At 64.4% G+C, this 12,082-nt stretch carries 8 protein-coding genes and 1 pseudogene; 7 read left to right on the forward strand and 2 right to left on the reverse strand.

The window, feature by feature from the left end; all coding sequences use genetic code 11:
* Positions 1 to 1,042: pseudogene (locus tag RA19_RS26975) on the forward strand (hypothetical protein); the annotation flags it as partial.
* 53 nt (positions 1,043 to 1,095) lie between these two features.
* Here the strand turns inward: RA19_RS26975 and RA19_RS10115 are convergent.
* Entirely contained in the window at positions 1,096 to 2,010 is a 915-nt protein-coding gene (locus RA19_RS10115; protein ID WP_039162165.1) for a LysR family transcriptional regulator, read from the reverse strand.
* A gap of 268 nt (positions 2,011 to 2,278) precedes the next feature.
* Between RA19_RS10115 and RA19_RS10120 the strand changes: the two genes are divergently transcribed.
* From RA19_RS10120 to RA19_RS10135, 4 genes are all read left to right on the forward strand, one after another.
* Positions 2,279 to 3,775 (forward strand): ABC transporter substrate-binding protein, encoded by a 1,497-nt coding sequence (locus RA19_RS10120; RefSeq protein ID WP_039162166.1) that lies wholly within the window; start codon positions 2,279 to 2,281, stop codon positions 3,773 to 3,775.
* A gap of 98 nt (positions 3,776 to 3,873) precedes the next feature.
* A complete protein-coding gene (locus tag RA19_RS10125) occupies positions 3,874 to 4,824 on the forward strand; it encodes an ABC transporter permease (protein ID WP_039162167.1) in 951 nt (316 codons plus the stop codon).
* Between the two features lies 1 nt (position 4,825).
* Positions 4,826 to 5,668 carry an ABC transporter permease gene (locus tag RA19_RS10130; protein ID WP_039162168.1) on the forward strand — a complete coding sequence of 281 codons (843 nt, stop codon included), beginning with the start codon at positions 4,826 to 4,828 and terminating at the stop codon, positions 5,666 to 5,668.
* A 22-nt stretch (positions 5,669 to 5,690) separates the two neighbouring features.
* On the forward strand, positions 5,691 to 7,724 hold the full coding sequence (locus tag RA19_RS10135; protein WP_039162169.1) for a dipeptide ABC transporter ATP-binding protein: 2,034 nt from the start codon (positions 5,691 to 5,693) through the stop codon (positions 7,722 to 7,724).
* A 16-nt stretch (positions 7,725 to 7,740) separates the two neighbouring features.
* Here RA19_RS10135 and RA19_RS10140 read toward each other — a convergent pair whose 3' ends face one another.
* Positions 7,741 to 8,859 (reverse strand): THUMP domain-containing class I SAM-dependent RNA methyltransferase, encoded by a 1,119-nt coding sequence (locus RA19_RS10140; RefSeq protein WP_039162170.1) that lies wholly within the window; start codon positions 8,857 to 8,859, stop codon positions 7,741 to 7,743.
* A 265-nt stretch (positions 8,860 to 9,124) separates the two neighbouring features.
* On the opposite strand from RA19_RS10140, the gene RA19_RS10145 reads away from it, so the two are divergent.
* Both RA19_RS10145 and RA19_RS10150 read left to right on the forward strand, forming a co-directional pair.
* A complete protein-coding gene (locus RA19_RS10145) occupies positions 9,125 to 10,858 on the forward strand; it encodes an ABC transporter substrate-binding protein (RefSeq protein ID WP_039162171.1) in 1,734 nt (577 codons plus the stop codon).
* A gap of 156 nt (positions 10,859 to 11,014) precedes the next feature.
* Positions 11,015 to 12,079 carry an ABC transporter ATP-binding protein gene (locus RA19_RS10150; RefSeq protein WP_039162172.1) on the forward strand — a complete coding sequence of 355 codons (1,065 nt, stop codon included), beginning with the start codon at positions 11,015 to 11,017 and terminating at the stop codon, positions 12,077 to 12,079.
* Positions 12,080 to 12,082 lie beyond the last annotated feature (3 nt).

Consider the following 12,082-nt stretch of genomic DNA (forward strand, 5'->3'; position numbering starts at 1 on the left):
GGGATCCGGCGGCACCAAGGGCTCCGGCGGCACCAGGGGTTCGGGTGGAACCAAGGGCTGCGGAACCAAGGGCCATCACGGCAAGAAGCATTGGTGGTACCGCGAAGAGGATGACTGGAACGACGGCTCTGGCGGCACGCGCGGTTCTGGCGGTTCCGGAGGCACCCGCGGGTCTGGCGGCTCCGGCGGAACCCATGGCTGCGGCACCGGCACCCGGGGCTCCGGCACTGGCGGTTCCGGGACCGGCGGCACCAAAGGCAGCGGCGGCACCAAGGGCTCCGGCGGCACAAAGGGTTCCGGTGGAACCAAAGGCACTGGCGGCACCAAAGGGACCGGCGGCGACGGCGGCAATACCGGCGGCGACAAGACTTCGGTCTTCTTCGAGATCGGCGGCAACGGCGATCCGAGCGTCACTGTCGAAGTCCTGCAGACCCCGGAAAACCAGCTGTTCATCAAGCTGCAGCCCACCTCCTTTGACGGCGAGGTCGCAGATATCGACGGGGTGTTCTTCAACTTCGCGAATGAAGCCAAGCTCGATGGGCTGAACTTCTTCCCGGATGAGAACGCTTTGCCGGTCACTGGCCATGAGGCCAATGCAAATGCAGTCAACCAGCTAGACGACGGCGCCACAGTGCCGGAAAACTTTGACGCGATGGTGCAATTCGGCCAGGTGCCGGACAGCACTGACGGCACCGTCAACGCTGCCAACTTCACTCTGTGGTCCGATGCCGGGCTGTCGCTCGAGGATATCGACCTCAGCAGCATGTCGCTGGTGGTGAGCAATCCGGACGGCTCGCAAGAGGTTCTGGAGGGCGGCTATGATCCGGCGGCGGCGGCCAGCACCGGTACAGGCTATGCCAATGGCGGGGTGACCGGAGACGGGCTCAGCAACTGGTATGACGCCAATCTGGCGGACCAGTTCAGCGGCAGCTCAGAGCCCGGCACCGAGGACATCATGGCGCTGATGAACCAGCCGGTGGGCGGCACCATGCCCGGCACCGGCGCCAGCGGCGGCACCGGCGAGATCTACGACCTCGCCTGAGCTCAAGCGGTTCTGTGAACACCAAAGAGGGCGCCTGCGGGTGCCCTCTCTTTTCATTTCCGCAGCAAGTAGTCCGGCACGATCTTTCCCGCCTCCTGCAGCAGCCAGGCCGCCACCCGTTTGGTAAGCGGCCGCGCGGCTTCCAGAGCACTTGCTTGCAGCCCGTGGAACTTGCCCGGCAGCCGCTTTCCCGGCTGGATTTCCTGCAGTTCGCCTGCCTTGATTGCTGCATTGGCAAAGGGATGCGCCACCAGCGCGGCACCGGCCCCGGTGCGGGCCAAGTCCAGGGCGGCGGCCATAGAGTTCACCTGCAGTACCCGCCCGTCCAGCCGCATCTGGCCGCCGGTGGCGGCGCGCCAGGCGGGCCAGGTGCCGCGGGGCCCAGCAGTCTCGATCAGCACGCCGCGGCCCCAGTTTTCACCGTATTCGGCAAGGTAGGCTGGCGCGCAGACAGCCTGCAGGCTTTCGCGCACAAAAGGCAGGAAGGCGGAGCTGGCGGCCTGCTCGTAGGTGAACACCAGATCATCCCGCCCGCTGCGGCTGCCGCTGGCCTGGTAGTCGATGGTGAGGCTGATCTCGGCCTCGGGGATATCCGCCATCAGCCGCCGCAGCCGCGGCATTACCCAAAGGCTGGCGAAGGTGGGAGAATAGCAGCCGATGCTGACCACATTGCGGCGCGAGCCGGTGAACAGCCGCGAGGTGGAGACCGACAGCGCCTGCAAGGCGTCGGCCACATGCGGGTGATAGGCCAGGCCTTCGTCGGTCAGCACCACATGGCGGCCGCGGCGTTCGAACAGCGCCGCATCCAGCGCCTGCTCCAGCTTGCGGATCTGGATCGAGATCGCGCCTTGGGTCAGCTGCAGTTCCTCGGCCGCCTTGGTGAAGTTCCGGTGCCGGGCGGCAGCGTCAAAGGCAGCCAGCCACGATAGATTGAGATTCGAGTCACTCCACACCGCGGGCCGTCCCATTAATAATTTCGCATCTAGCGATGAAAATACCCGCGCCAAACCCCGTTTTGACAGGGGGTGAGTGTGAAGCTTTTGTGAATTTATTGAAGGCCTTAGCAGCGCCGAACTGCGCAACGCCTTGAAAACAAGGGGCTTGAGGCGCTGCCTGCTGCCGGCGCACCTGAAGCCCCCCTGCCCCGTCACAAATCTGTCACCGCTTCCGGCAATCCCCTGCGGCAGGCAATCACGCCACCACTTATTCCAGCGGGCCACGCCCCAAGGTAGACCCATGAAAAAGCCGCTTTTGCTTACCGCTGCCATCGCCATGGCCAGCTCTGCCGCCACCGCCGAAACCCTGCGCATCCCGCATGAGCTGGGCTATGGCGGCTCGGAATCGATCGACCCGATCTCGCCGCAGCGCTTCTATGAAGCGATCCAGAACGTCTATTCCCGCCTGGTCCGCCAGGGCGAGGACGGCCGCCCCTCCGCCGATCTGGCGCTGGAATGGTCGGCCACCCCGGACGCCAAGGAGTGGACCTTCAAGCTGCGCCCGGGCGTGACCTTCCACAACGGCAATGCTTTCACCGCCGAGGATGTTGCGTTTTCGCTGATGCGCACCCAGTCCGAGACCATCGACAGCCCGACCAAAGGCGTGATGGAAGTGATCGACCACGTCGAAGTGGTGGATGAGCTGACCGCCAAGGTGGTGCTGAAACAGACCCACGCCGACTTCCCGCTGCTGGTGATGGACTACCGCATCAAGATGCTCGACGCCGAGACCTGCAATGGCGACCTGGACGCGCTGTGCGAAAGCGGCATAGGCACCGGCCCGTTCCAGCTGGTGGATTACGACCCGCTGGGCACCACGACGCTCAAGCGTTTCGGCAACTACTATGGCGGCACAGTTGGCACCGAAAACATGGAGCTGATCGCGATTGCGGATCAGGACGCCCGTGTGGCGGCGCTGCAGGCCGGTCAGATCGACTTTATCTATGCGCTGTCGGCCGAGCAGGTTCCGCTGTTTGAGGGCAACCCCAACTTCACCGTGCAGTCGGTTCCCACCGGCCGCTGGGTTGGCCTGGTGATGAACACCCAAACCGAGCCTTTCAACGACCCGCGCGTGCGCAAAGCGATCCGCATGTCGGCTGACCGCGACGCCCTGGGCAAGCTGGTCTATGGCAAGGACGGCTATATTACCTCCTGCGACCACCCGGTCTGGTCCGGCGACCAGTACCGTACCGAGATCGACTGTGCCCGCGACATCGAAGGCGCTAAGGCGCTGCTGGCCGAGGCCGGTTACGCTGAAGGCCTGACCGTTGAGCTGTTCGTCTCCGACATTTCCGAAGGTGCGGTGAAGATGGCCGAGGTTCTGCAGAACCAAGCCAAGGACGCAGGCATCAAGATCGAGCTGGTTCCGGCGCCCTCCGACGGCTACTGGGGCGACGTGTGGATGAAGGAAGCCTTCTTTGCCACCGGCTGGTCGCAGCGCCCGGCGGATCAGATCCTCAATGAGGCCTACCGCTCCACCGCGGCCTGGAACGAGACCGCCTGGAACAGCGGCGACTTCGACGCCAAGCTGGACGCGGCCCGCGCCGAGCTGGACTTTGACAAGCGCAAGGCCCTCTACGGTGAGCTGCAGAAAGAACTGTGGGAAACCGGCGGCTCCTTCATTCCGGTCCACCTGAACACTGTCCGCGCCTTCAGCTCCAAGCTGTCGGGCATCGAAGCAGTCGAGGACTTCTCGATCCGCTATGAGGACGTGGTTAAGGCCGGCTCCGGCTCCTAAGCGATAATCAAAGGGGCGTCTCCCCCTTTCAAACTGGCGCGGCCTGCCCCCCACGATCTGCAGGCCGCGCCGCTTTCTTTTCCGGAAAGGGCCAGCCAATGCCATCCCTGATCCTGCGCCGCTTCGGCTTTGCGGCCTTCACCATCGGTTTTGTGTCGATTGTCATGTTCGCCGCTGTCGAGGCGCTGCCCGGCAATGTCTGCACCTCCTTCCTGCAGCGGTTTGCCCAGGGCCCTCGGCTGGAGCGCTGCATTGAGCAGCAGGGGCTGGACCGTTCCGCCCTGGCCCGTTACGGCGATTGGGTCGCCGGGGCTGCGCAAGGCGATTTCGGCTATTCACTGAAGAAGCGCAAACCGATCAACGAACTGATCTGGGAACGCTTCCGCAACACCGCCCTGCTGGGCGGGCTGGCGGCACTGCTGGCCATTCCCTTCGCTATCTTCCTGGGCATCGCTGCCGGGGTCAGGCGGGACAGGCCTTTGGACCTGTCGCTGTCCGGCGCCGCAATGCTTGCGATGACAGTCCCTGAGTTCGTGACCGCCACCGCGCTGATCTATGTTTTCGCCATCTCGCTGCAGTGGTTCCCGGCTGTGACGATCGTCTCCCCTGGCGCCGGTTTCCTGCAGATGCTGCCCAACATCGTGCTGCCGGTCATTGTGCTGAGCGCGGTGCTGATCGCCCATATCATGCGGATGATGCGGGCCTCGGTGATTGACGTGATGGCGTCCGACTATGTGCAGATGGCGCGGCTCAAGGGCGTGCCGGAGCGCCAGATCATCTGGAAGCACGTGGTGCCGAACGCGATGATCCCGGCGCTGAATGTGATCGCGCTGACCATCGCCTGGCTGCTGGCCGGTGTGGTGGTGGTCGAGAAAGTCTTCAACTACCCGGGGCTTGGCACGCTGATGATCCAGGCGATCTATGACCGCGACCTGCCGATGGTGCAGGCCATCGCGCTGATCTTTTCCGTCATTTATGTGGGGGTGAATCTGCTGGCAGACCTTACCGCACTCGCCCTGGACCCGCGGCTGCGCCGGAAAGGGCACTGATATGCTGAAACTGCTTGCAACCATCGCCTCGAAACCTTCCGGCGCGCTTGGCCTCGGCCTCACCCTGTTTCACCTGGCGCTGGCGGTGCTGGCGCCCTGGATTGCGCCGTTCGACCCGACCGCACAGAACGCCGACGCGATCCTGCTAGCGCCCAATGCCACCCACCTCATGGGCACCGACACGCTGGGCCGCGACGTGTTTTCGCGCGTGGTCCATGGCGGGCGGTTGGCGATTGCGGTGACCTTCACTGCCGCTGTGATCGCCACCCTCTGGGGCGGTTTTGCCGGCATCTTCTTTGGCACCGTGGGCGGCCGGGTGGATGAATACTCCATGCGTATCGTCGATGCCTTCCTGTCGATGCCGTGGCTGCTGTTCCTCTTGCTGATCATCTCGATCGGCGGTGCCGGGCCGCTGACCATCATCCCGAATTTGGGCTTTTTCTATGGCGTCGCCGTGCTGCGGGTGGTGCGCGGTGCGGCGATGCAGGTATCCGCCCGCGACTTTGTCACCGCCGCCAAGGCACGGGGCGAGGCCCTGTGGCCAATCCTGACGCGTGAGATGTTCCCGAACCTCTCGGACATCCTACTGGTTGAGGGTGCGATGCGCTGGAGCTGGATGCTGCTGGCCTTCTCCTCGCTGTCGTTCCTTGGCTTCGGGGCAACCCCGCCGACGCCCGACTGGGGCCTGATGGTGGCGCAGGAGCGCGGGCTGCTGAGCACCGCACCCTGGGGCGTGTTCTGGCCCTGCGTCGCGCTGAGCTCGCTGATTATCGGGATCAACCTGCTGGCGGACGCCGTGGGCAAAGCCCTGGGCCTGGACCGCGCAACCGCTGTCGCCGTCTGAGGGGCCGTGTGGAGGAAACACCATGACCGAACCATTGATCAAGATCGAAGACCTGTCCCTGGGGTTCACCGCCAAGGACGGCCGCCAGGCGCCGATCCTGCGCGGCCTTTCGCTGGAGCTGGCGCCGGGCGAAACCCTGGGCATCGTCGGCGAGAGCGGCTCCGGCAAATCCACCGTGGCGCTGGCGATGATGGGCTACCTGAAACCCGGCCTCTCGGTGTTCCGCGGGCGGGCGGTGTTTGACGGCAACGACATGTTTGCCCTGCCTGAGAAAGAGCGGACAAGCTTGCGCGGCTCGTCCATTGCGCTGATCCCGCAGAACGCGGGCCAGGCGCTGACGCCGACGCTGAAGATCGGCCAGCAGATCGACGAGGCGCTGCGGCTGCACACGGCGCTGAACGCCGATGAGCGCAAGATCAAAGTGCTGGAGCTGTTGAACCGGGTACGCCTGCCCAGCCCTGAGGACATCGCCGAACGCTATCCGCATGAGCTATCGGGCGGCCAGCAGCAGCGCGCTGCTGTCGCCATGGCGTTGGCAGGCAACGCCAAGGCGCTGCTGCTGGATGAGCCGACCACCGGCCTGGATGTGACCACCCAGGCCCATATCCTGGAGTTCCTGCGCAGCCTTGCCAAGGAACTGGGGGTGGCGATGATCTATGTGAGCCACGACCTGGGCGTGATTGCCCGCGTCGCCGACCGGGTGGCGGTGATGTATGCCGGCATGCTGGTCGAGGAAGGCCCGACGCGGGACGTGCTGCGGGCGCCGAACCATCCCTATACCCGGGGGCTTCTGGCCTCGATCCCGCGGCTGGGCGAGCCGGGCATTCCCGCCTCGATGCCCGGCGTGCCGCCTGCCGTCGGTTCAGAGCTGACCGCCTGCGCCTTTGCGGACCGCTGCCCGCAGGTGCGGCCGCATTGCAAGGACGGTGTGCCAGTGCTGGAGCCCCGCGGCGAATGTCAGGTGCGCTGCCCCTTTGCAGGTGAACCGGCGCCGGATCATCTCAGCACCCTGCGCGAACCGCAAGTGCGGGAGGCGCGCGCGCTGGAGCTGCAGGATGTCGCCATCAGCTATCACAAGCCCGGCTTCATGAACCGCTGGCTGAAGAAGCCGGAGCCCGCCCCCACCGTGGATCGTGCTGGCTTCGTGCTGAAGAAAGGCGAGACGCTGGGGCTGGTCGGTGAATCGGGTTCGGGCAAATCCACCATCCTGCGCGCCATTGCCGGCCTCGCGGGCACCCGCAAGGGTTCGGTGACCTTGGGCGATGGAGAGAGCCTGAATGCGCCGGTGGCGGGCCGCAACCGCGAGACGCTGCGCCGGGTGCAGATGATCTTTCAGAACGCCGACGCCTCACTCAATCCGCGCCAGAGCATCGGCGAGATCCTGATGGCGCCGCTAAAGCTGTACTTCGGCCTCAAAGGCGCGGAGGCGCAGGCGCGGGCCGAGGCGCTCTTGGAGGCCGTGCGCTTGCCTGCGCGCTATATGTCGCACTTTCCTGGACAGTTGTCAGGGGGCGAGAAGCAGCGGGTCGGGGTGGCCCGGGCCTTTGCCGCCAATCCCGAGGTCACGCTCTGCGATGAGGTGACCAGCGCGCTGGATGTTTCGGTTCAAGCAGCGGCACTGGCGCTGCTGACGCGGCTGCAAAGGGAGAACGGGTCCTCCTATATCTTCGTCAGCCACGATCTGGCGGTGGTGCGCGCTGTCTCGGACCGGGTGGCGGTCCTGTACCAGGGGCGGATTTGCGAGAGCGGCCCGGCGGAGCAGGTCTATGCGCCGCCCTATCACCCCTACACTCAGACGCTGATGGGCGCGGTGCTGGAGCCCGATCCGGATACCGCCCCTACCCTCCTGGCCAATGACATGAGCGAAAAAGCCCCGCCGGCCACCGGCTGCCCGTTCCAGCGCCGCTGCGCCAAACGGATCGGGTCTATCTGTGATACAATGGTGCCGCCCGCGCAGGAATTGGCGGACGGGCATGTCATCCACTGCCATATCCGGATGAGCGCTGCCGGGTGTCAAGAAGCGGCCGCGGTGCCCGAATTGATGCCTGCCGAGTGACCGCTGGTCCGCTGCCTCAGGGCAGCGGATCCGTTTTGAACATGCGGATTTTCAGGCCGCCATGGGCGACCGGGGCGCCAAAGGGCAGAAACGGCAGGTTGGTGGCCTTGGCCAGGGAGGTTTCCGAAGTGACGATCCCCACGCGCCAGCCGGAGAACCGCTCCATCAGCACCTGCCCCAAGGCGCCGTAGAGGGCGTAGAGCAGTTTCTTGTTGCCGATCCGGGCGCCGTAGGGCGGGTTGACGATCACCAGGCCCGGCCGGCCGTCCGGGCTCTGCAGATCACTGACCGCGGCCTGGGCAAAGCGGGTGTTCTCCGCCACGCCAGCGCGGTCTGCGTTGGCGGCGGACATCTCCGCCGCGCCTGCGTTGCGGTCGGAGCCGTGGAACAGCAGATCCGTTTCGCGTGGTTCCCCCTGCTGTTTCATGCCTTCCCAAGCAGCGGCGTCAAAAGTGGCCAGCTTTTCAAAGGCAAAGCTGCGGCTGCGGCCGGGCAGCAGACCTTTGGCGATCTCGGCGGCCTCGATCACAAAAGTGCCGGAGCCGCACATAGGGTCCACCACCGGCTCAGTCCCGTCAAAGCCGCATTCGCGCAGGAACAGGGCTGTCAGGTTCTCGCGCATCGGCGCCTTGCCGACGGCGGATTTGTGGCCGCGCTTGTGCAGACCCTCGCCGGAGGTATCGACGCTGAAGACGCAGAGGTTGTCCTCGATGCGCAGCTTCACCGTCAGCTCCGCGTCCTTGGTGACCGGCGCGCCGAGGGTCTCGGCGATCGCCTTTTCCACCCGCTGAGCGGCAGCGCCGGCGTGGTAGATCTTGGACTTCTTGTTGGTGGCAACCTCGACCTTCACCGGCACATCCGGGCGCAGCACATCACCCCAGGGGAACTTGCGCGACCGCTTGTCGAGCTGCGCCAGATGGAAGGCGCGGAACTCGCCGATCCGGGCCAGCACCCGGGCTGCACCGCGCAAGGAGAGATTGGCGCGCCAGACCTCGGACCAATTGCCCTGCACCGTGACCCCGCCAGGCACCGCCTTGGGGGCGGCAAAACCCAGTTCTTTGGCTTCAGCCAGCAGCGCCGGCTCCAGCCCCGGCGGCGCGGTCAGGAAGATCTCGAATGTGTTTTCAGCTGTCATGCCCGCCTCCTTAGCTGCAAAGCGCAAGCGCGGCGACCGCTTTCTTGCGCCCTGAAACCGTAAAAATTCCGCTGCGTCACAAGGCCGGGCAATGCAGCAGCACCACCTGCCTCACGCGCAAACGAAACAATTAAATGTTCAAAATCAATATATTAACAGTTACTAAAAAATTAGTTTGACAACAACTTCCAACCTATGAAAGCTCTAGGGCAGTCAGATGCAGCCAATGCACAACTGGCCTTTATTGACTTTCAGGGAGGGAAAGATGCGCAAGTATCTTTTGTCCGCAGCCGCCGTTTGCGCCGTGGTTGCGGGATCAATGGCGTATGCCGATGAGACGGCCGCCAGGAAATGGATTGACGAAGAATTCCAGCCGTCGGTGCTGACCAAGGATGAACAGCTGGCCGAGATGCAGTGGTTCATCAAGGCCGCGCAGCCCTACAAGGGCATGGAGATCAACGTGCTGTCGGAAGGCATCCCGACGCATAGTTATGAATCCGAAGTGCTGACCAAGGCGTTTGAGGAAATCACCGGCATCAAGGTGAACCACCAGATCCTTGGCGAAGGCGAAGTGGTTCAGGCCGTGCAGACCCAGATGCAGACCAAGCGGAACCTCTATGACGGCTATGTCAATGACTCCGACCTGATCGGCACCCATTCCCGTCTGCAGCTGGCCTATAACCTGACCGACATGATGGCAGGTGAGTTCAAGGACGTGACCAACCCGGGCCTCGACCTGGACGACTTCATGGGCACCCAGTTCACCACCGGTCCGGATGGCGACCTGTACCAGCTGCCCGACCAGCAGTTCGCCAACCTCTACTGGTTCCGCAAGGACTGGTTCGACCGTGAAGACCTGCAGGCGGCGTTCAAGGAAAAGTATGGCTATGACCTGGGTGTGCCGGTCAACTGGTCCGCATATGAGGACATCGCCGAGTTCTTCAGCGAGCAGGTGAAGGAAATCGACGGCACCGCGATCTATGGCCATATGGATTACGGCAAGCGGGCGCCGGACCTGGGCTGGCGGATGACCGATGCCTGGCTGTCGATGGCCGGTGCCGGCTCCAAGGGTGAGCCGAACGGCCTGCCGATCGACGAATGGGGCATCCGCATGGAAGCCGGCACCTGCAACCCGCAGGGCGCCAGCGTGACCCGCGGCGGTGCCGCCAACGGCCCGGCGGCGGTTTATGCGATCCGCAAGTGGGACGAATGGCTGCGCAAATACGCGCCTCCGGGTGCCGCGTCTTATGACTTCTACCAGTCGCTGCCGGCACTGGCGCAAGGCAACGTGGCGCAGCAGATTTTCTGGTACACTGCGTTTACCGCCGACATGGTGAAGCCGCAGTCCGAAGGCAACAACACTGTCGACGAGACCGGCACTCCGCTGTGGCGGATGGCGCCGAGCCCGCATGGCCCCTACTGGGAAAAAGGCCAGAAGGTCGGCTATCAGGACGTGGGCTCCTGGACCTTCCTGAAATCCACTCCGGTGGACCGTGCGCAAGCGGCCTGGCTTTATGCCCAGTTCGTGGTCTCCAAGACCGTCGACGTGAAGAAGTCGCACGTGGGCCTGACCTTCATCCGCGACAGCTCGATCAACCACGCAAGCTTTACCGAGCGCGCACCCAAGCTGGGCGGCCTGGTCGAGTTCTACCGCTCGCCTGACCGTGTGGCATGGTCGCCGACCGGTGTGAACGTGCCGGACTACCCGAAGCTGGCGCAGATCTGGTGGCAGCAGATCGGCGACGTGAACTCGGGCGCCTTCACCCCGCAGGAAGCGATGGACCGTCTGGCCGAGGAAATGGACATCACCATGGCCCGGATGCAGCGTGCAGACGAGCAGGCGAATGTCTATGGCGGCTGCGGCCCGCGCCTGAACGAGGAGAAGGACGCAGATTGGTGGTTCGCCAATGGCGGCGCCAAGCCGAAACTGGAGAACGAGAAGCCGCAGGGCCAGACCGTCAACTATGACGAGCTGGTGACCCGCTGGGCAACTCAGTAAGGACTCCTCCCGGTCCGGCCAGGCTGCCCCATCGCCCGGCCGGGCTGAAACAGGCCCCGGAGACTCTTTCCCGTCTTCCGGGGCCTTCTTCCCCCTAAGATTGCGTGCCCGTGACCCAGGGCGCAAACAGGCCGCCTGCCGGAAAGTCAAAGCAAGATGGCACTCGAACTTATAGACGTGACCAAGCGCGTCGGCGCCATTCAGCACATCAAGGAAACCTCGCTGCTGCTGGAACCCGGTCACTTCAACGTCCTCCTGGGTGCCACCGGCTCCGGAAAGACCTCTCTGATCAAACTGATGGCGGGACTGGACCCGATGGCCAGCGGCCAGGTGCTGATGGATGGCGAGGATGTCAGCCGTCTCAGCACCCAGAAGCGCAACATCAGCCTGGTGCATCAGTTCTTCATTAACTACCCGCACATGACGGTGTTTGAGAACATCGCGTCACCCCTGAAAGTGGCCGGGATGGCGAAATCGGAAATCGCGGGCCGCGTTGAGGAAGCTGCGGAGATTCTGCAGCTGAAGCCGATGCTGCACCGCCGCCCGCATGAGCTGTCGGGCGGCCAGCAGCAGCGCTGCGCCCTGGCCCGCGCTATTGCCAAGGAAAGCCGCGCGGTGTTCCTGGATGAGCCGCTCGCCAACCTCGACTACAAACTGCGCGAGGAGCTGCGCGACCAGCTGCCCGAACTGTTTGCCGGCCGCGGCGCAGTGGTGGTCTACGCCACCTCGGAACCGGAAGAGGCGCTGCTTCTGGGCGGCAAGACCGCGCTGATGCGCGACGGCCGCGTGACCCAGTTCGGCCCCACCGCCGAAATCTACCGAAACCCCGGCAATGTCGATGCGGCACGGGTGTTCTCCGACCCGCCGATTAATACCGCCGAGATCACCAAGCAGGGCAGCATGGCGCGTCTTGGCGCAGGCGTCACCTGGGAGCTGAGCGGCGATGCCGCAAACCTCAGCGACGGCACTTACACCATCGCCATCCGCCCGCACCACGTGCTGCCGCTCTCCAGGAACGGCACCCATGTGCAGCTGTCGGGCCAGGTGCAGGTGACCGAGCTTTCCGGCTCTGAAAGCTCTGCCCATTTCGACATGGGCTCGGGAAGCTGGGTATCGCTGGCCCCTGGCGTTCACCCCTACCAGGTGGGTGAGTTGCACGACTTCTACATGGACCCTGCGCAGGCATACTTCTTTGCCCCCGACGGCAGCCGCGCGGCGTGAGGC

Source organism: Leisingera sp. ANG-M1 (assembly GCF_000813745.1).
In the GTDB taxonomy this organism is placed as follows: Bacteria; Pseudomonadota; Alphaproteobacteria; order Rhodobacterales; family Rhodobacteraceae; genus Leisingera.